Origin of the sequence: Mycobacterium yunnanensis (genome assembly GCF_025823185.1) — a bacterium.
In the GTDB taxonomy this organism is placed as follows: domain Bacteria; phylum Actinomycetota; class Actinomycetes; order Mycobacteriales; family Mycobacteriaceae; genus Mycobacterium; species Mycobacterium yunnanensis.
In genome coordinates this window covers 23,760-41,932 of record NZ_JACKVK010000011.1, presented here as the reverse complement: position 1 = coordinate 41,932, position 18,173 = coordinate 23,760, and the positions used below count along the sequence as shown (strand labels likewise).

Sequence of the window (18,173 nt, the reverse complement as noted above, 5' to 3'; positions counted from 1 at the left end):
ATTCTGATTTGTCTGCTCTGGGACAATAGTCGGCGTGAACCAGTCGCCCGAGCTGATGTCCCGCATCGATCTGCGCGGCGAGCAGCTCTCCGCCGCCCGGCTGCGCGCCGTGCTGCCCCGAGGAGGGGTCGACGTCGACGCGGTGGTGCCCACGGTGCGTCCCATCGTCGACGCGGTCGTCGCCCGTGGCGCCGAGGCCGCCCTCGAGTACGGCGAGCGCTTCGACGGAGTGCGCCCGCAGACCGTGCGGGTGCCCCCGGCCGCACTGGACTCCGCGCTGGCCGAGCTCGACCCCGAGATCCGCACCGCGTTGGAGGTCGCCGTCGAGCGGACCCGGGCTGTGCACGCCGACCAGCGCCGCACCGACGCGACGACGACCCTGGCGCCCGGTGCGACCGTCACCGAGCGTTGGGTTCCCGTCGCACGGGTGGGCCTCTACGTGCCCGGCGGCAACGCGGTCTACCCGTCCAGCGTGGTGATGAACGTGGTGCCCGCGCAGATCGCCGGGGTGGACTCCCTCGTCGTCGCGAGCCCGCCGCAGGCCGCGTTTGGCGGACTGCCGCATCCGACCATCCTCGCGGCCGCCCGGCTGCTCGGCGTCGACGAGGTGTGGGCCGTGGGTGGCGCGCAGGGCGTGGCGCTGCTGGCCCACGGCGGCACCGACACCGACGGCGCCGAGCTGGCCCCGGTCGACATGATCACCGGCCCGGGCAACATCTACGTCACCGCGGCCAAGCGCATCTGCCGTTCGCAGGTCGGCATCGACTCCGAGGCGGGCCCGACGGAGATCGCGATACTCGCCGACCACTCCGCCGATCCGGTGCACGTTGCCGCCGACCTCATCAGCCAGGCCGAGCACGACGAGATGGCCGCCTCGGTTCTGATCACCACCAGCACCGAGCTGGCCGACGCCACCGACGCCGAACTCGCCAGGCAGCTGGCGACCACCGTGCACCGGGACCGCGTCACCGCCGCGCTGAGCGGACGGCAGTCGGCCATCGTGCTGGTCGACGACGTCGACGCCGGGCTGCGCGTGGTCGACGCCTACGCCGCCGAACACCTCGAGATTCAGACCGTCGACGCGTCGGCGGTGGCGGCCAGGGTGCGCAACGCCGGTGCGGTGTTCGTCGGCCCATGGTCACCGGTGAGCCTCGGCGACTACTGCGCCGGGTCCAACCACGTGCTGCCTACCGCGGGCTGCGCGCGGCACTCGAGCGGGTTGTCGGTGCAGACGTTCCTGCGCGGCATCCACGTCGTGGACTACTCGGAGGCGGCGCTGAAGGACGTTGCGGGTTACGTCGTCACCCTGGCCAACGCCGAGGATCTGCCCGCGCACGGGGAGGCCGTCCGACGGAGGTTCGAGAAGTGACCGACGCGAGGCGCAACGTCACCCTGGCCGACCTGCCGTTGCGGGACGACCTGCGGGGCAAGTCGCCGTACGGCGCGCCGCAGCTGTCGGTTCCGGTGCGGCTCAACACCAACGAGAATCCCCACCCGCCGACCCAGGCGCTCGTCGACGACGTGGCCGCCTCGGTGCGCGACGCCGCGGCCGAACTGCACCGCTACCCTGATCGCGACGCCGTGGCGCTGCGGTCCGATCTGGCGGAGTATCTGAGCGCCCAGACCGGCGTGCCCCTGACGACCGCGAACCTGTGGGCGGCCAACGGCTCGAATGAGATTCTGCAGCAACTGCTTCAGGCATTCGGCGGTCCCGGCCGCTCCGCGCTGGGCTTCGTGCCGTCGTACTCGATGCACCCGATCATCTCCGACGGCACGCAGACGGAGTGGTTGCAGGCCAACCGTTCCGAGGACTTCGGCCTCGACGTCGACGTCGCTGTCGCCGCGGTCGTCGAGAAACGACCCGACGTGGTGTTCCTCACCAGCCCCAACAACCCGACGGGCCAGAGCATCGCGCTGCCGGACCTTCGCCGGGTCTTGGAGGTCGCCCCTGGCATCGTCATCGTCGACGAGGCCTACGGCGAGTTCTCGTCTCAGCCCAGCGCCGTGGAGCTGTTGGCCGACTTCCCGGCCAGCCTGATCGTGAGCCGCACGATGAGCAAGGCGTTCGCCTTCGCAGGCGGTCGGCTCGGGTACCTCGTCGCCGATCCCGCGGTGGTCGAGGCGCTGCTGCTGGTTCGGCTGCCCTACCACCTGTCGTCGATCACCCAGGCGGCCGCGCGCGCGGCGCTGCGGCACGCCGACGACACCCTCGGCAGCGTGGCGCGGCTGATCGCCGAACGCGATCGGGTCTCGACGGCGTTGACGGACTTGGGTTTTCGGGTCATTCCCAGTGACGCCAACTTCATCCTGTTCGGACCGTTCGCCGACGCGCCGCGCGCCTGGACCCGGTACCTGGAGGCGGGTGTGCTCATCCGCGACGTCGGGATCCCCGGATTCCTTCGCGCCACCACCGGTCTGGCCGAGGAGAACGACGCCCTGCTCGCCGCCAGTGCCGGTCTCGTCGACTCCGAAGTCACCTCATCCGTAGGAGCCTCATGACACGCCGCGCCCGCGTCGAACGCAAGACCAAGGAATCCGACATCGTCGTCGAGCTGAATCTCGACGGCACCGGTCAGGTCGACATCGCCACCGGCGTCCCGTTCTACGACCACATGCTCACCTCACTGGGGACACACGCCAGCTTCGACCTGATCGTGCACGCCACCGGTGACGTGGACATCGAGGCCCACCACACCGTGGAGGACTCGGCCATCGTGCTGGGCCAAGCCCTCGGCGAGGCCCTTGGCGACAAGAAGGGGATCCGCCGCTTCGGCGACGCGTTCATCCCCATGGACGAGACGTTGGCGCACGCGTCGGTCGACGTGTCGGGCCGGCCCTACTGCGTGCACACCGGCGAGCCGGACTACATGGTGCACAGCACGATTGCGGGCAGCACGGTGCCCTACCACACCGTCATCAACCGGCACGTCTTCGAGTCGCTGGCGATGAATGCCCGGATCGCACTGCACGTGCGCACCCTGTACGGTCGCGATCCGCACCACGTCACCGAAGCGCAGTACAAGGCGGTGGCCCGGGCCCTGCGTCAGGCCGTCGAACCCGACCCACGGGTGACGGGCGTTCCGTCGACGAAGGGCAGTTTGTGACGACGAAAGTCGTTGTCCTCGATTACGGTTCGGGCAACCTCCGCTCGGCCCAACGCGCCCTGGAACGCACCGGCGCCGAGGTCGAGGTGACGGCCGATCCCGCCGCGGCGGCCGCCGCCGACGGTCTCGTCGTCCCTGGAGTCGGGGCGTATGAGGCGTGCATGGCCGGTCTGCGCGGGGTGAACGGTGACCGCATCGTCGCCGACCGCCTTGCCCTGGGGCACCCGGTGCTCGGCATCTGCGTCGGCATGCAGATCTTGTTCAGCCGCGGCGTCGAATTCGGCGTGGAGAGCGTCGGGTGCGGGCAGTGGCCGGGATCGGTGGTGCGGCTCGACGCCCCGGTGGTTCCGCACATGGGCTGGAACGTCGTCGACGCGCCTGCGGGCAGTCGCCTGTTCGCCGGGCTCGACGCCGACACCCGGTTCTACTTCGTGCACTCCTACGCCGCGCAGCACTGGGAGGGCGACCCAAGCGCACGGCTCACGTGGGCGACGCACCACGTACCCTTCCTGGCTGCAGTGGAGGACGGTGCGCTGTGCGCCACGCAATTTCATCCGGAGAAGAGCGGCGACGCGGGCGCGACGCTGCTCGCCAATTGGGTCGAGGGGCTCTCGTGACACATGCACCATTGATTCTTCTGCCCGCCGTCGACGTCGTCGACGGCAAGGCGGTCCGCCTGGTGCAGGGGGTGGCGGGCAGCGAGACCGATTACGGATCGGCCCTCGACGCGGCGATGCAGTGGCAAACCGACGGCGCCGAGTGGATTCACCTCGTGGACCTCGACGCCGCCTTCGGCAGGGGGTCCAATCGGGAGCTGCTCGCCGAGGTCATCGCGAAGCTCGACGTCGCCGTCGAGCTCTCCGGAGGCATCCGTGACGACGACTCGCTGACCGCGGCGCTCGACGCCGGGTGCGCCCGGGTCAATCTGGGCACGGCCGCCCTGGAGAATCCGCAGTGGTGCGCGAAGGTGATGGCCGAGCACGGCGACAAGGTGGCCGTCGGACTCGACGTCAAGCTCGAGGATGGGCAGTACCGGCTCCGCGGGCGCGGCTGGGAGACCGACGGCGGTGACCTGTGGCCGGTGCTGGAGCGCCTCGACGCCGAGGGCTGCTCACGGTTCGTCGTCACCGACGTCACCAAGGACGGCACCCTCAACGGCCCGAACTTGGAGCTGCTGGCCGGTGTCGCCGAGCGCACGGATGCGCCCGTCATCGCCTCCGGTGGCGTGTCGAGCCTGGACGACCTGCGCGCAATCGCCACGCTGACCGACGCAGGCGTGGAGGGTGCGATCGTCGGAAAGGCGCTCTACGCCGGGCGTTTCACCCTTCCCGAGGCGCTCGCCGCGGTGAGTCGGTAGGCCGGGATGGCTCTGGACGACGCCGACCTGCGAGCGCTCGTCGCCGAGGCGTCGGTGATCCTGGACGCCGCCGCCACGCCGTTCGTCGCCGGCCGCGGCGCCCAGTCGGCGGTCGCCAAGTTGGGCAACGACTTCGCCACCGAGGTCGACCTGGCCATCGAGCGTCAGGTCGTGCAGGCGCTGGAGACCGCCACCGGCATCGGGGTGCACGGTGAGGAGTTCGGCGGCGCGCCCGTCGACTCGCACCTGGTGTGGGTGCTCGACCCCATCGACGGCACGTTCAACTACGCCGCGGGGTTGCCGACCGCCGCCATCCTCCTGGGTCTGCTGCGCGACGGGGTTCCGGTCGCCGGGCTCACCTGGTTGCCGTTCAACGACGTCCGCTACACCGCCGTCGTCGGAGAACCGCTGTACGCCAACGGAGTTGCGCAGCCGCCGCTGAAGGCCGCCGAGCTGAGCGACTCCATCGTGGGCGTCGGCACGTTCAACGTCGACTCCCGCGGCACCTTTCCGGGCAGGTATCGCGTCGCGGTCCTCGAACAGCTGAGCCGCAAGTGCTCTCGCATTCGCATGCACGGGTCGACGGGAATCGACCTGGCCTACACCGGCGCCGGAGTGCTGGGCGGGGCAATCAGCTTCGGCCACCACGTCTGGGACCACGCGGCCGGAGTGGCCTTGGTGCGCGCCGCCGGCGGGGTCGTCACCGATCTCGCAGGCGTGGACTGGACGCCTGCGTCGAAGTCGGCCCTGGCCGGGGAGCCCGGCGTGCACGCTCGCATCTTGGAGATCGCGGCGGCGATCGGTTCGCCGGAGGAGTACTGACCATGGACGTCGCAGTGCGCGTCATCCCGTGTCTCGACGTCGACGGCGGCCGGGTGGTCAAGGGCGTCAACTTCGAGAACCTCAGAGACGCAGGGGATCCCGTCGAGCTCGCGGCGGTCTACGACGCCGAGGGAGCCGACGAGCTCACGTTCCTCGACGTGACCGCGTCCTCGGCGGGTCGGTCGACGATGTTGGACGTCGTCAAGCGCACCGCCGAGCAGGTGTTCATCCCGCTGACCGTCGGCGGCGGGGTGCGCTCGGTCGCCGACGTCGACGCGCTGCTGCGGGCCGGCGCCGACAAGGTGTCGGTCAACACCGCGGCAATCGACCGCCCCGAGCTGCTGGCCGAATTGTCGCGACAGTTCGGGTCGCAGTGCATCGTGCTATCCGTCGACGCCCGCACCGTGCCGCAAGGATCACCCCCCACGCCGTCGGGATGGGAGGTCACCACCCACGGCGGGCGCCGGGGCACCGGGATCGACGCCGTCGAATGGGCCAGGCGCGGTGCCGAACTCGGCGTCGGAGAGATCCTGCTCAACTCGATGGACGCCGACGGCACCAAGGCGGGGTTCGACCTGGCGATGCTGCGGGCGGTGCGCGCCGCGGTGACGGTGCCGGTCATCGCCAGCGGCGGAGCGGGGGCGGTCGACCACTTCGCGCCCGCGGTCGAGGCCGGCGCGGATGCGGTGTTGGCCGCCACCATCTTTCACTTCAAGGAGCTGACCATCGGTCAGGTCAAGGCGGCGATGGCCGCGGAGGGGATCACCGTCAGATGACTCTCGACCCGTCCATCGCCAGTCGCCTCAAGCGTGATGCCAACGGTCTGTTCGCCGCGGTCGCCCAGGAACGGGGCACCGGACAGGTGCTGATGGTCGCGTGGATGGACGACGCGGCCCTGGCCCACACCTTGGCCACCCGGAAGGCGACCTACTACTCGCGTTCACGCGGCGAACAGTGGGTCAAGGGCGAGACCTCCGGCCACACGCAGTACGTGCACTCGGTGCGTCTGGACTGCGACGGCGACACCGTGCTGCTCGAGGTGGACCAGGTTGGCGCGGCCTGCCACACCGGCTCGCACACCTGCTTCGACGAAGACCAGCTCCTCACACCGGAGGCCTAGCCCCGGTCGTCGGGCCGAACCATGTCGAACATGACCTCGGGGCTGATCTCGGCGTAGGCGGCGGGTCCACCGGCGCGCAGGATCGGTCGGGCCTTGGCGGTGTCGTAGACGCCGTCGACCAACAGGTCCCGATCGATGTGCGCGGCGACGACCTGACCGAGAACCAGCCACGTCGGCACGTCCTGACCGTCGACGTCTTCGAGCTGAATCAGTTGCGTCAGGCGGCATTCGAAGTTGACGGGGCTCTCCAAGACCCGCGGCGGCGTGATCGTCGACGACGGCACCGCGGTGAGGCCGCCGACGGTGAACTCGTCCCGGTCGGGGGGAATCGACGCCGACGTCTCGTTCATCTGCCGGGCCAGTGACGCGGTGGCCAGATTCCAGACGAACTCGCCGGTGGCCTCGACGTTGGCGACGCTGTCCTTCCAGCCGATCGACGCGAATCCGATGATCGCCGGCCGGTAGTTGAAGGCGTTGAAGAAGCTGTAGGGCGCCAGGTTGAACACCCCGTCGGTGCTCACCGAGGAGATCCAGCCGATGGGCCTCGGCCCGACGATGGCGTTGAGCGGGTCGTGCGGCAGCCCCGTGCCCTCGGCGGTCACGTAGTAGTGGGCGTCGTGTCGGGCCATCGGGGTCAGACCTCCATCGGGGTTGCCTTGGCGCGGGCGGTCCAGCGGCCGTCGTCGTACCCGACCTGAACCGGATGCGAGAACGCCGTCGTCACGTGGTCGGTGGTGACAGTCTCCCGTGCCGTGCCGCTTGCCACGCTGCGGCCCTCGGCGATCAACAGGGCGTGGGTCGTGGTGGTGGGGAGCTCTTCGAGGTGATGGGTGACCAGGATCGACGCGACGTCGGGATGGGCCTGGCCCAGCGCGTCGACGGTCTCCAGCAGCTGCTCGCGCGCGGCGACGTCGAGGCCGGTCGACGGCTCGTCGAGCAGCAGCAGGCGCGGACCCGAGATCAGCGCCCGCGCAATGAGGGCCCGCCCACGCTCGCCCTGCGACAGGGTGGGCCACGTGCCGTCGGCGATGCGCGTCAGCCCGACCGTCTCCACCATGGCGTCGACGCGCTCGAGGTCCTCGTGGGTGGGCGTCCACCGCAGCGGCAGGTCGTTGGTGCCGCTGATGCCGGTGAGCACCACCTCGCGGACGGTCCGGGGGTGCTGCAACCGGTGCCGCGGGTTGACGTGGCCGATGTGGCGTCGCAGTGCCGCCAGGTCGGTGCGGCCCATCTGCTCGCCGAGCACCCGGACCGTGCCCGAGCTGGGGAAGGTGACGGCGCCGCAGAAGCCCAGCAGCGTGCTCTTGCCTGCGCCGTTGGGACCCAGCAGCGCCCAGTGCTCACCCTCGTTGACGGTCAGCGAGATGCCGTCGATGATCTGCTTGCCGTCCCGGCGGAAGGTGACGTCGTCGAGTTGGAGAACGGGTTTCACCGGGAGCGCAGCACCTCGAGCGCCTTATCGGCGTGGGTGTCCATGCTGATCTCGCTGGCGATCACGTCGAGCACCGTGCGGTCGACGTCGATGACGAACGTAGTCCGCTTGACCGGCATGAGCTTGCCGAGCAGGCCGCGCTTGACGCCGAACCGAGCCGCCACGACGCCGTCGGCGTCCGAGAGCAGCGGGTAGTCGAAGTTCTGCTCGTGTGCGAACTTGGCCTGCTTGTCCACGGCGTCGGTGGAGATTCCGACGCGGCTGGCGCCCAGGGAGGCGAACTCGGAGGCCAGGTCGCGGAAGTGGCACGCCTCCTTGGTGCATCCCGGCGTCATCGCCGCAGGATAGAAGAACAGCACGATCGGGCCGTCGGCCAGCAGGCTCGTCAGACTGCGAACGGTGCCGGTCTGATCGGGGAGTTCGAACTCGTCGACGACGTCACCACGTTTCATGGCCGCCTACGCTACGCCCGCGACATCGGCGGCGTCTGGGAGGATTGTCGCGTGCTTGCTTCTGCCGACCTGGCCACCACCACCTCACGCGAGGACTTCCGGGCGCTGGCCGCCGACCACCGCGTGGTCCCCGTGACCCGAAAGGTGCTCGCCGACAGCGAGACCCCGTTGTCGGCGTATCGCAAGCTCGCCGCCAACCGCCCCGGCACCTTCCTGCTGGAGTCGGCCGAGAACGGCCGGTCCTGGTCGCGATGGTCGTTCATCGGCGCCGGGGCGCCGTCCGCGCTGACGGTTCGCGACGACCGCGCGGTGTGGCTCGGCGTCACCCCGCAGGGCGCCCCGACCGGTGGCGATCCGCTCGAGGCGCTGCGCACCACCCTCGAGGTGCTGTCGACGGCGACGCTGCCCGGGCTGCCGCCGCTGTCCAGTGGGCTCGTCGGCTTCTTTGCCTACGACATGGTGCGACGGTTGGAGCGGCTGCCGTCTCTCGCCGTCGACGATCTCGCGCTGCCGGACATGCTGCTGCTGTTGGCCACCGACATCGCCGCCGTGGACCATCACGAGGGCACGATCACCCTGATCGCCAACGCGGTCAACTGGAACGGCACCGACGAGCACGTCGACCAGGCCTACGACGACGCCACCCGGCGGCTCGACGTGATGACCACGGCACTCGGCGAACCCCTGTCGTCGGCGGTGGCGACGTTCAGCCGCCCGGTGCCCGAGCACCGCGCCCAGCGCACGGTCGAGGAGTACTCCGCGATCGTGGAGAAGCTCGTCGGGGACATCGAGGCGGGGGAGGCCTTCCAGGTGGTGCCGTCGCAGCGCTTCGAGATGGACACCGCCGCCGATCCCATCGACGTCTACCGGATGTTGCGCGCGACCAACCCCAGCCCGTACATGTACCTGCTGAACGTGCCGAATGCCGATGGCGAACTTGACTTCTCGGTCGTCGGGTCGAGCCCGGAGGCCCTGGTCACCGTGCAGGACGGCAAGGCGACGACGCATCCGATTGCGGGCACGCGCTGGCGCGGCGCCGACGAGGAGGAAGACGTCCTGCTCGAGAAGGAACTGCTGGCCGACGAGAAGGAGCGCGCCGAGCACCTGATGCTCGTCGACCTCGGGCGCAACGACCTCGGCCGGGTCTGCGTGCCGGGCACGGTTCGTGTCGAGGACTACAGCCACATCGAGCGCTACAGCCACGTCATGCACCTGGTGTCGACGGTGACGGGCCGCCTCGCCGAGGGCAAGACCGCGCTGGACGCCGTGACGGCCTGCTTCCCGGCGGGAACCTTGTCGGGTGCCCCGAAGGTGCGCGCGATGGAGCTCATCGAGGAGGTCGAGAAGACGCGCCGCGGTCTGTACGGCGGCGTGCTCGGTTACCTCGACTTCGCAGGCAACGCCGACTTCGCGATCGCCATCCGGACCGCCCTCATGCGCGACGGCACGGCCTACGTCCAGGCCGGTGGCGGCGTCGTCGCCGACTCCAACGGCCCGTACGAGTTCAACGAGGCGGCCAGCAAGGCCCGCGCCGTCCTCAACGCGATCGCGGCGGCGGAAACCCTGACGACCCCATGATTCGCGTCGCACAACTCCTGCTGGTCGCGTCCGCGCTCGCACTGTGGGTGGCCTCGCGGATGACGTGGGTCGACGTGACCTCGTTCGACGGTCTCGGTCAACCCAAGACCACGACGCTCGACGGTGCCACCTGGTCGACGGCCCTGGTGCCGCTGGCCTTGGTCTCCCTGGCAGCGGCCGTGGCCGTCCTGGCGGTGCGTGGCTGGGTGCTGCGACTCGTCGGCCTGCTGGTCGCCCTCGCGACGGTCGCCATGGGCTATCTCGGGATTGGACTGTGGGTCGTGCCCGACGTCGCGGCTCGAGCCGCCGATTTGGCACAAATCCCGGTGACCGCGTTGATCGACACCCAGCGCCATCACACCGGGGCCGTGGTGACGTTGGTGGCGGCCGTGTCTGCGCTGGCGGGTGCCGTTCTGCTGGTGCGGTCAGCGGCCAGGGCGACGGCGGGTGCGAAGGAGCCTGGGAAGTACCTGGCACCGGCGGCGAAACGCGAGGCAGCGCGCCAAGAATCACCGGAGGACGGCATGTCGGAACGGATGATCTGGGATGCCCTCGACGAGGGCCGCGACCCTACGCGCGAGCATGACGAGGGGCGGTGACGGCCCGTGCGGCGCTGGCGACTACCCTTCGTGGCAGTGTTGATTTTGGTACGTGCGAAGGGCGTGAAGGGGAGCGACGGCTGATGAGTTCGGGGACCGTGCTCGACTCCATCATCGAGGGAGTTCGCGCCGACGCAGCCGCACGCGAGGAAATCATCAGCTTCGCCGAGGTGAAGCAGCGAGCCAAGGACGCCCGCCCAGCGCTGGACGTCTTGGCGGCGTTGCGTGCCGACGGCATCGGCGTCATCGCGGAGGTCAAGCGGGCCAGCCCGTCGCGCGGTGAACTGGCCACCATCTCCGATCCGGCCGATCTGGCACGTGCGTACCAAGACGGTGGTGCGCGGGTCATCAGCGTGCTGACCGAGGAACGCCGGTTCCACGGCTCGCTCGCCGATCTGGACGCCGTGCGCGCCGCGGTGAGCATTCCCGTGCTGCGCAAGGACTTCATCGTCGGGCCCTATCAGATCCACGAGGCGCGTGCGCACGGCGCCGACATGCTGCTCCTGATCGTGGCGGCCCTCGAGCAGTCGGCCCTCGTGTCGATGATCGACCGGACCGACTCGCTCGGGATGACCGCGTTGGTCGAGGTGCACACCGAAGAGGAAGCCGACCGCGCCCTGCAGGCCGGTGCCCGGGTGATCGGCGTGAACGCCCGCGACCTCAAGACCCTCGAGGTCGACCGGGACTGCTTCGCACGGATCGCGCCCGGCTTGCCGTCCAACGTCATCCGCATCGCCGAGTCCGGCGTCCGGGGTACCGCAGATCTCCTCGCGTACGCCGGTGCCGGCGCTGATGCCGTCCTCGTCGGGGAGGGCCTGGTCACCAGCGGTGACCCTCGCGGCGCCGTCGCCGACCTCGTCACCGCAGGCACGCATCCGTCGTGCCCGAGACCGTCGCGTTGATCCGGTGACCCACACCGCAGGCCCGGAGCTTCCCCGCTCGAGTGCAGCCATCGCCGAACCGTCGTCCCACGAACCCGACGCCAAGGGTCACTTCGGCGCCTATGGCGGGCGTTTGGTGCCCGAGGCGCTCATGGCCGTCATCGAAGAGGTCACGGCCGCCTACGAGAAGGCCAGGACCGATCAGACCTTCCTCGACGAGCTCGACCGGCTGCAGCGGCACTACACGGGTCGCCCCTCTCCGCTGTACGAAGCGGAGCGGTTGAGCCGTCACGCCGGGGGAGCGAGACTGTTCCTCAAGCGAGAAGACCTGAATCACACCGGTTCTCACAAGATCAACAACGCCCTGGGTCAGGGTCTGCTTGCCAAGCAGATGGGCAAGACCCGCGTCATCGCCGAGACCGGCGCCGGTCAGCACGGGGTGGCGACCGCCACGGCCTGCGCGCTGCTCGGTCTGACGTGCGTGATCTACATGGGTGCGGTCGACATCGCGCGTCAGGCGCTCAACGTCGCGAGAATGCGCCTGCTGGGCGCCGAGGTCGTCTCGGTCGAGTCGGGTTCGAGGTCGTTGAAGGACGCCATCAACGAGACGTTCCGTGACTGGGTCGCCCATGCCGACGACACGTACTACAGCTTCGGCACCGCTGCCGGCCCGCATCCGTTCCCGACCATGGTCCGCGACTTTCAGCGCGTCATCGGCATGGAGGCGCGGGTTCAGATCCAGGATCAGGCCGGTCGGCTTCCCGACGCGGTGGTGGCGTGCATCGGTGGCGGGTCCAACGCGATCGGCATCTTCCACCCCTTCATCGACGACCACGGTGTTCGGCTCGTCGGATACGAAGCGGCCGGCGACGGCGTCGAGACCGGTCGCCATGCGGCCACGTTCACCGGTGGGTCACCGGGCGCGTTCCAGGGGTCGTTCTCCTATCTGCTGCAGGACGAGGACGGCCAGACCATCGAATCCCATTCCATCTCAGCCGGACTGGACTATCCCGGTGTCGGGCCCGAGCATGCCTTCCTGTTGGACATGGGGCGCGCGGAGTACCGGCCGATCACCGACGCCGAGGCGATGGACGCCTTCGCCCTGCTCTCCCGCACCGAGGGCATCATCCCAGCCATCGAATCGGCCCACGCCGTGGCGGGCGCACTCAAGCTGGGCGCCGAGTTGGGTCCCGGCTCGGTCATCCTGATCAACCTTTCCGGCCGCGGCGACAAGGACGTCGAGACCGCGGCGAAGTGGTTCGGCTTGTTCGACGAGGAGTCTGTGACGTGACGGCAAGCGGACTGTCGGACCTGTTCGCCACGTGCCGGGCCGAGGACCGCTCGGCGTTGATCGGATATCTCCCGACGGGGTTCCCCGACGTCGCCACGTCCATCTCGGCGATGACGACGATGGTCGAATCCGGTTGCGACATCATCGAAGTCGGGGTTGCGTACTCCGATCCGGGCATGGACGGACCCACCATCGCCGCGGCCACCGAGGTGGCGCTGCGCAACGGGGTGCGCGTGCGCGACGCGTTGTCCGCGGTCGAGGCGATCACTGACGCCGGCGGCAAGGCCGTCGTCATGACCTACTGGAATCCCGTGCTGCGGTGGGGAGTGGACGCGTTCGCCCGCGACCTCGCCTCGGCGGGCGGGCTCGGACTGATCACGCCGGACCTCATTCCCGACGAGGCCGACGAGTGGGTCGAGGTGTCCGACGCGCACGGTCTCGATCGCATCTTCCTGGTGGCGCCGTCGTCCACGCCCGAGCGCCTGGCGGCCACGACGTCGGTGTCGCGCGGCTTCGTCTACGCCGCGTCGACGATGGGCGTGACCGGCGCCCGCGACGCGGTCTCCGATGCCGCGCCGGAATTGGTGCGACGCGTGCGGGAGGTCTCCGACATCCCGGTCGGCGTGGGGCTGGGGGTGCGATCGCGTGAACAGGCCGCCCAGATCGGCTCGTACGCCGACGGTGTCATCGTGGGGTCTGCCCTGGTGACGGCGCTGACGGACGGGTTGCCTGCGGTACGGACGTTGACCGAAGAACTCGCCGAGGGTGTTCGACAGAGGATTTCCGCGTGACCACAACCGTGCTGGCCTACATTCCCAGTCCGTCGCAGGGGGTGTGGCACCTCTTCGGTGTGCTGCCCATCCGGGCGTACGCGCTGTGCATCATCGCCGGGATCGTGGCGGCGCTCGTCATCGGCGATCGCCGGTGGGAGGCGCGTGGCGGTGAGCGCGGAGTCATCTACGACGTGGCCCTGTGGGCGGTGCCGTTCGGCTTGATCGGTGGCCGGCTGTACCACGTGATGACCGACTGGCCGAAGTACTTTGGTGCCGACGGTGCGGGTTTCCTTGCCGCGCTGCGCATCTGGGACGGCGGCCTGGGCATCTGGGGCGCGGTGGCGCTCGGCGGCGTCGGAGCGTGGATTGCGTGCCGTCGGCGGGGAATTCCGCTGCCGGCGTTCGGCGACGCGATCGCGCCTGGCATCGTGCTGGCACAGGCCATCGGCCGATTCGGCAATTACTTCAACCAGGAGCTGTACGGTCGCGAGACCGACCTGCCCTGGGGGCTGAAGATCTACGACCGGTTGGACCCGTCCGGTGTGATCAGTCCGCATTCGCTCGACGGGGTGTCGACGGGGCAGGTCTACGCCATCGTCCATCCGACGTTCCTCTACGAGCTGCTGTGGAACCTGCTGGTGTTCGCGGTACTGCTGTGGGCGGATCGCCGATTCACGCTGGGCCATGGGCGTCTGTTCGCGTTGTACGTGGCGGGGTACTGCGTCGGCCGGTTCTGGGTCGAGTTGATGCGCAGTGACACCGCCACGCTGATCGCCGGCATTCGGGTCAACACTTTCACGTCGACGTTCGTATTCGTCGGCGCGGTCATCTACATCATGGTCGCGCCCAAGGTCCGAGAGGATCCGGCGTCGCTGCGGGGCAACGAGTCCGACGGCTCGCTGGTCGACGAGATTGGCGAGGAATTGGTGGCCGTCGCGGCCACGTCGGGCGTCGTCGCGGCCGCAAAGGTGGCGGGCGACGAGGACAAGGCCGAAGCCCCGGAATCCCCGGAGTCCGAGTTCACCGGAGGCGCGGACACCGAGTCCGAAGCCGCTGCGGAGGCGGTGGACCTCGTCGAGCAGGTCGAGAATGCGCCGTCGGAGGACATCGCCGAAGCCGAGGCATTCGCCGAGGCGGGCGAAGAGGCCGAAGCGCACCGCGAGGCAGGCTTGGGGTCCGTGGAGGGTGACGAGGCCGTGGAGGCCGAGCTCGGTGCGGTGGAGGCACATGAGGCCGCGGTCGACGGTGCCGCCGAGGCAGAGGCTCTGGCCGAAGCCACTTCTGCTGAGCCAACCGCGGCTCCCGAAGACGCCACCGCCGCCCCCGAAGACGGCCTCGGGTCAGTCGATGGCGACGAAGTCGAAGCTGCCCAGGCCGACGCCGCCGAGGTTCATGACGCCGCCGTCGAAGGCACGGCCTCTGCCGCCGACGACAACACCGCCGCCCCCGAAGACGGCCTCGGCTCGGTCGACGGCGACGAAGTCGAAGCCGCCCAGGCCGACGCCGCCGAGGTCCACGACGCCGCCGTCGAAGGCACCGCATCCGCCGAGGACACCGCTGACACCGTCGCCGCCGACGACACCACCGCCGCCCCTGAAGACGGCCTCGGCTCGGTCGACGGGGATGAAGTCGAGGCCGCCCAGGCCGACGCCGCCGAAGTCCACCAGGCCGCCGTCGACGGCACGACGTCCGCCGAAGACACCGCCGACACGGTCGTCGCCGACGACAACACCACGGCCCCCGAAGACGGTCTCGGCTCCGTCGACGGCGACGAAGTCGAAGCCGCCCAGGCCGACGCCGCCGAGGTCCACCAGGCCGCCGTCGAAGGCACGACGTCCGCCGAGAACACCGCTGAGGCGGTCACCGCCGACGAGACCACCGCGGCCCCCGAAGACGGTCTCGGGTCAGTCGACGGCGACGAAGTCGAGGCCGCCCAAGCCGACGCCGCCGAGGTTCATGACGCCGCCGTCGAAGGCACCGCATCCGCCCACGGCGCCACCGCGGCTCCCGAAGACGGCCTCGGCTCGGTCGATGGCGACGAAGTCGAAGCTGCCCAGGCCGACGCCGCCGAGGTCCACGCCGCCGCCGTCGACGGCACGACGTCCGCCGAGGACACCGCTGACACGGTCGCCGCCGACGACACCACCGCGGCTCCCGAAGACGGCCTCGGCTCGGTCGACGGCGACGAAGTCGAAGCCGCCCAAGCGGACGCCGCCGAGGTCCACCAGGCCGCCATCGAAGGCACGGCCTCCGCCGAGAACACCGCCGAGACGGTCTCCGCTGACGAGCCCACCGCTGCCCCCGAAGACGGCCTCGGCTCGGTCGACGGCGACGAAGTCGAAGCAGCCCAGGCTGACGCCGCGGAAGTCCACGACGCTGCTGTCGAAGGAACCGCATCCGCCGAGAAGGCCGCTGCTGCAGAAAAGCCAAGTACCACGGCGCGCCAGCCGATCACGACGCCCAAGCGGCGTTGGTGGAAGCGGTCCTGAGCGCGATCCCGCGCTAGAACGCCGGGGGTAGCTCAGCGTCCGCTTCTGCCTCCCAGGCCTCACGGTTCAGTTCCCGCTCGTGGTGTATGCGGTTGGCTCGGTCTTGGGCGCGGGTGGTTCTTCGGCGGGGCATGGTGAGGCCTGCGGTGTGGCTCGCTGGGACGTCGCGCACCCTCACCGTGGCGGTGGGTCTGGACAGTTCGGGGAACAGCAGTCGGCTGCCCGGTGTGGTGACGAACTCGCGTCCGTCGGGTGCGGTCCAGATGACGGTGCCGTCGTCGAGTTGCCTGTCGCGCCAACCGTTCTCGCCTCCCCAGAAGGTCTTGAGCAGGTGGTGTCGACGGCAGACGCACTTGAGGTTGGACGCGGCCGTGGGGCCGTGCGGCCACGGGATCGTGTGGTCTAAGTCGCAATTCGTCGCGGGCACGCGGCAGCCGGGGAAGCGGCACGTCATGTCGCGGCAGCGGATGAAGTCGGCCAGTTTCTTCGACGGTCGGTATCGGTTCTCCGGTGGGGCTTGGCCGGGGTGCACGATTCGGGTGATCGTGGCCCCGATGGTGGCGCGGCAGGCGATGGCGCCGGGGAGGAATAGGCCACCCATCAATGCCGCGGGCCGCAGCTTCGCGAAGTATCCGGGTGCCGGGGTGAGGGCCTCGGTGAGGGTGAGGTCGCGTAGGGGTTTGTCGAAGAGCGGTGGCTCTTCCCCGTCGATGGCGGCGCGCTCCTCGGTGGGAGTGGGCGTGGAAGCGGGAGTCTCCGGTGGCGGTGCGGGGCTCTCGGGCCTCGGCGCAGGCGGCGCGGGGTCGGGGTCGGGGTCGGGTTCAGCCAGCGCCTCGTCACTGGCAATGACGTAGACCACCACCCCCGTCGCGGGCGGGTTCTGGGCGGCCACGCAGTCGTCGTTGCCGCACAGGCACGCCATGCGGTCGGTCCCGATGGCCCCGATCGCGTCGGCGCGGAGTTGGTCGGCGGTCCTCGGATCGGCCGGGCACACGGTGGCGGCCAGGTTCTTCAGTCGTGCCTCGAACGCCTTGGCGTCATGGGCGAACAGGGTCGCCAAGATGGTGGCCATCCCGCTGCCGTCCTCCTCGATCCTGACGTCGACGGAGCGACCCCGTGCCTTGGTCTCGTCCCGTCGGACGGCCTGCGGGTCGACCTGGTGAACGAAGACGTCGACGGCTTTTTCGGTCTTGTCCACCGACCTCGGTTCCCAGTTGCCGAACGCCTCGGCCAGCAGAGCGTCCAAAGTGCGCAGCGCGTCGGGGTCGGTCACAAGGGCGCCGCGCTGCACCACGGTCTTCACCAAGGCGTAGGTGATGAGGCCCTCGGCGAACACCGCGGCCACGTGGGGGAACCGCTCGTGCAGGGCCACCGCAATCAGCAACTGGTGAAAGGCGGCACCGGGGGTGATGTTTTGTGCGGCGCCGATGTGGGCGGCGACGGCGTCCACGTTGTCCAGACACCACTGGTCGCGATCCGCGGACCCCGACGCGGCGTAGGCGTCTTCCAGCATGGCGGCCATCGTCGCCACCTTGCGGGCGCAGGCGGCGGATTCCGTTCGAGTCCAGGTCGACAGCGCGTCGGAACCGCGGGTGCTGGTCGTCGCTGCTGCCAGACCTTCGAACATACTTTCGACCCTAGGCCCGAAGTGGAGACCTGCAAAGGGGTCGAAAGAAGTTGTGGATGAATCGATTTGCGCTGTGCATAACCGGCCACGGAGGGTCAAAGATGTCAGACGCACGTGCTAAGACCCGACGATCCTCGACCCGGGGGGGTGACGGCGGGCGCACGGTCGGGCATGCTGGTTTGGCCATGCCACCCACCCGCCGGGCTGCCCGCCCAATCTCGCCTCGCGTCGCCCTCGCCAATGCGGGCGCCCTCACCGGCGCGCTGGCCTACATCGGTCTGCGGGACCCGCATGCGGCTGGCTTTGGCTTCCCTCCGTGCCCCTTCCGGATGCTGACCGGCTGGAATTGTCCGGGCTGCGGGGGCCTGCGCATGACTCACGACGTGCTGCACGGCGACTTCGCCGCCGCAGTGGTCGACAACGTCTTCATGCTCGTGGCGCTGCCGATGCTGGCCCTCTGGCTGGTCGCGCGCTGGCGAACCGGCCTCAAATTGATGCCGACGTCAGCCGTGGTGGTCGTCGTCGTCGCCACGGTGGCGTGGACGGTGATCCGCAATCTCCCGGGATTCCCGCTGGTCCCGACCTTTATCGGCGGGTAGCTTCGCGCACCCGCTGATACACTCGCGGCTTGGGCCGCTGCAGTCCCTT

At 69.7% G+C, this 18,173-nt stretch carries 19 protein-coding genes; 15 read left to right on the top strand and 4 right to left on the bottom strand.

What is annotated here, in order from left to right:
• The first annotated feature begins 52 nt into the window (after nucleotides 1-52).
• Genes hisD through hisI form a run of 8 tightly spaced genes read left to right on the top strand, consistent with a single transcriptional unit; the run spans nucleotide 53 to nucleotide 6,403 of the window.
• Complete coding sequence (hisD, locus tag H7K45_RS19915; protein WP_263998366.1) at nucleotides 53-1,369, top strand: histidinol dehydrogenase; 1,317 nt, start codon at nucleotides 53-55, stop codon at nucleotides 1,367-1,369.
• Nucleotides 1,366-2,499, top strand: a complete 1,134-nt coding sequence (locus H7K45_RS19910; protein ID WP_263997690.1) for a histidinol-phosphate transaminase — start codon at nucleotides 1,366-1,368, stop codon at nucleotides 2,497-2,499. The genes hisD and H7K45_RS19910 overlap by 4 nt, the downstream gene beginning before the upstream one ends.
• Complete coding sequence (hisB, locus tag H7K45_RS19905; RefSeq protein ID WP_263997689.1) at nucleotides 2,496-3,104, top strand: imidazoleglycerol-phosphate dehydratase HisB; 609 nt, start codon at nucleotides 2,496-2,498, stop codon at nucleotides 3,102-3,104. The genes H7K45_RS19910 and hisB overlap by 4 nt, the downstream gene beginning before the upstream one ends.
• Complete coding sequence (gene hisH, locus H7K45_RS19900; protein WP_263997688.1) at nucleotides 3,101-3,721, top strand: imidazole glycerol phosphate synthase subunit HisH; 621 nt, start codon at nucleotides 3,101-3,103, stop codon at nucleotides 3,719-3,721. Before hisB ends, hisH begins: the two co-directional genes overlap by 4 nt.
• Nucleotides 3,718-4,461, top strand: a complete 744-nt coding sequence (gene priA, locus H7K45_RS19895; protein ID WP_263997687.1) for a bifunctional 1-(5-phosphoribosyl)-5-((5-phosphoribosylamino)methylideneamino)imidazole-4-carboxamide isomerase/phosphoribosylanthranilate isomerase PriA — start codon at nucleotides 3,718-3,720, stop codon at nucleotides 4,459-4,461. The genes hisH and priA overlap by 4 nt, the downstream gene beginning before the upstream one ends.
• Nucleotides 4,462-4,467: 6 nt before the next feature.
• Nucleotides 4,468-5,283 (top strand): inositol monophosphatase family protein, encoded by an 816-nt coding sequence (locus H7K45_RS19890; protein WP_263997686.1) that lies wholly within the window; start codon nucleotides 4,468-4,470, stop codon nucleotides 5,281-5,283.
• A 2-nt stretch (nucleotides 5,284-5,285) separates the two neighbouring features.
• Entirely contained in the window at nucleotides 5,286-6,059 is a 774-nt protein-coding gene (gene hisF, locus H7K45_RS19885) for an imidazole glycerol phosphate synthase subunit HisF (protein WP_263997684.1), read from the top strand.
• Nucleotides 6,056-6,403, top strand: coding sequence for a phosphoribosyl-AMP cyclohydrolase (hisI, locus tag H7K45_RS19880; RefSeq protein WP_263997683.1), 348 nt, complete (start codon nucleotides 6,056-6,058; stop codon nucleotides 6,401-6,403). The genes hisF and hisI overlap by 4 nt, the downstream gene beginning before the upstream one ends.
• Here the strand turns inward: hisI and H7K45_RS19875 are convergent.
• Genes H7K45_RS19875 through H7K45_RS19865 form a run of 3 tightly spaced genes read right to left on the bottom strand, consistent with a single transcriptional unit; the run spans nucleotide 6,400 to nucleotide 8,287 of the window.
• Nucleotides 6,400-7,032, bottom strand: coding sequence for a flavin reductase family protein (locus H7K45_RS19875; protein ID WP_263997682.1), 633 nt, complete (start codon nucleotides 7,030-7,032; stop codon nucleotides 6,400-6,402). The two genes, hisI and H7K45_RS19875, sit on opposite strands and share 4 nt — an antisense overlap.
• A gap of 5 nt (nucleotides 7,033-7,037) precedes the next feature.
• Entirely contained in the window at nucleotides 7,038-7,835 is a 798-nt protein-coding gene (locus tag H7K45_RS19870; RefSeq protein WP_263997680.1) for an ABC transporter ATP-binding protein, read from the bottom strand.
• The gene (locus H7K45_RS19865) at nucleotides 7,832-8,287 is read right to left on the bottom strand and encodes a peroxiredoxin (protein WP_263997679.1); all 456 of its coding nucleotides are present in this window, start codon (nucleotides 8,285-8,287) and stop codon (nucleotides 7,832-7,834) included. Before H7K45_RS19865 ends, H7K45_RS19870 begins: the two co-directional genes overlap by 4 nt.
• Before the next feature lie 51 nt (nucleotides 8,288-8,338).
• Here H7K45_RS19865 and H7K45_RS19860 point away from each other — a divergent pair, with 51 nt between their 5' ends.
• The 6 genes from H7K45_RS19860 (at nucleotide 8,339) to lgt (ending at nucleotide 15,898) form a co-directional block, all read left to right on the top strand.
• Entirely contained in the window at nucleotides 8,339-9,865 is a 1,527-nt protein-coding gene (locus H7K45_RS19860) for an anthranilate synthase component I (protein WP_263997678.1), read from the top strand.
• A complete protein-coding gene (locus H7K45_RS19855; RefSeq protein WP_263997677.1) occupies nucleotides 9,862-10,464 on the top strand; it encodes a TIGR02234 family membrane protein in 603 nt (200 codons plus the stop codon). The genes H7K45_RS19860 and H7K45_RS19855 overlap by 4 nt, the downstream gene beginning before the upstream one ends.
• 83 nt (nucleotides 10,465-10,547) lie before the next feature.
• A complete protein-coding gene (trpC, locus tag H7K45_RS19850; protein WP_263997676.1) occupies nucleotides 10,548-11,366 on the top strand; it encodes an indole-3-glycerol phosphate synthase TrpC in 819 nt (272 codons plus the stop codon).
• Nucleotides 11,367-11,370: 4 nt separating this feature from the next.
• Nucleotides 11,371-12,636 (top strand): tryptophan synthase subunit beta, encoded by a 1,266-nt coding sequence (gene trpB, locus H7K45_RS19845; RefSeq protein ID WP_263997675.1) that lies wholly within the window; start codon nucleotides 11,371-11,373, stop codon nucleotides 12,634-12,636.
• On the top strand, nucleotides 12,633-13,427 hold the full coding sequence (trpA, locus tag H7K45_RS19840) for a tryptophan synthase subunit alpha (protein WP_263997674.1): 795 nt from the start codon (nucleotides 12,633-12,635) through the stop codon (nucleotides 13,425-13,427). The genes trpB and trpA overlap by 4 nt, the downstream gene beginning before the upstream one ends.
• On the top strand, nucleotides 13,424-15,898 hold the full coding sequence (lgt, locus tag H7K45_RS19835; protein WP_263997673.1) for a prolipoprotein diacylglyceryl transferase: 2,475 nt from the start codon (nucleotides 13,424-13,426) through the stop codon (nucleotides 15,896-15,898). Before trpA ends, lgt begins: the two co-directional genes overlap by 4 nt.
• 13 nt (nucleotides 15,899-15,911) lie before the next feature.
• On the opposite strand, the gene H7K45_RS19830 is transcribed toward lgt, so the two are convergent.
• Nucleotides 15,912-17,525 (bottom strand): HNH endonuclease signature motif containing protein, encoded by a 1,614-nt coding sequence (locus tag H7K45_RS19830; protein ID WP_263997672.1) that lies wholly within the window; start codon nucleotides 17,523-17,525, stop codon nucleotides 15,912-15,914.
• A gap of 185 nt (nucleotides 17,526-17,710) precedes the next feature.
• Between H7K45_RS19830 and H7K45_RS19825 the strand changes: the two genes are divergently transcribed.
• Nucleotides 17,711-18,124: a DUF2752 domain-containing protein gene (locus H7K45_RS19825; RefSeq protein ID WP_263997671.1), complete on the top strand. Its 414-nt coding sequence runs from the start codon at nucleotides 17,711-17,713 to the stop codon at nucleotides 18,122-18,124.
• Nucleotides 18,125-18,173 lie beyond the last annotated feature (49 nt).

Excerpts from the sequence above, each read along its gene's own strand:
- hisB (WP_263997689.1), top strand. The coding sequence starts at position 2,496 with ATGACACGCCGCGCCCGCGTCGAACGCAAGACCAAGGAATCCGACATC.
- trpC (WP_263997676.1), top strand. The coding sequence starts at position 10,548 with ATGAGTTCGGGGACCGTGCTCGACTCCATCATCGAGGGAGTTCGCGCC.
- H7K45_RS19890 (WP_263997686.1), top strand. The coding sequence starts at position 4,468 with ATGGCTCTGGACGACGCCGACCTGCGAGCGCTCGTCGCCGAGGCGTCG.
- H7K45_RS19875 (WP_263997682.1), bottom strand. The coding sequence starts at position 7,032 with ATGGCCCGACACGACGCCCACTACTACGTGACCGCCGAGGGCACGGGG.
- H7K45_RS19830 (WP_263997672.1), bottom strand. The coding sequence starts at position 17,525 with ATGTTCGAAGGTCTGGCAGCAGCGACGACCAGCACCCGCGGTTCCGAC.
- hisI (WP_263997683.1), top strand. The coding sequence starts at position 6,056 with ATGACTCTCGACCCGTCCATCGCCAGTCGCCTCAAGCGTGATGCCAAC.
- hisF (WP_263997684.1), top strand. The coding sequence starts at position 5,286 with ATGGACGTCGCAGTGCGCGTCATCCCGTGTCTCGACGTCGACGGCGGC.
- H7K45_RS19825 (WP_263997671.1), top strand. The coding sequence starts at position 17,711 with ATGCCACCCACCCGCCGGGCTGCCCGCCCAATCTCGCCTCGCGTCGCC.
- H7K45_RS19855 (WP_263997677.1), top strand. The coding sequence starts at position 9,862 with ATGATTCGCGTCGCACAACTCCTGCTGGTCGCGTCCGCGCTCGCACTG.
- H7K45_RS19865 (WP_263997679.1), bottom strand. The coding sequence starts at position 8,287 with ATGAAACGTGGTGACGTCGTCGACGAGTTCGAACTCCCCGATCAGACC.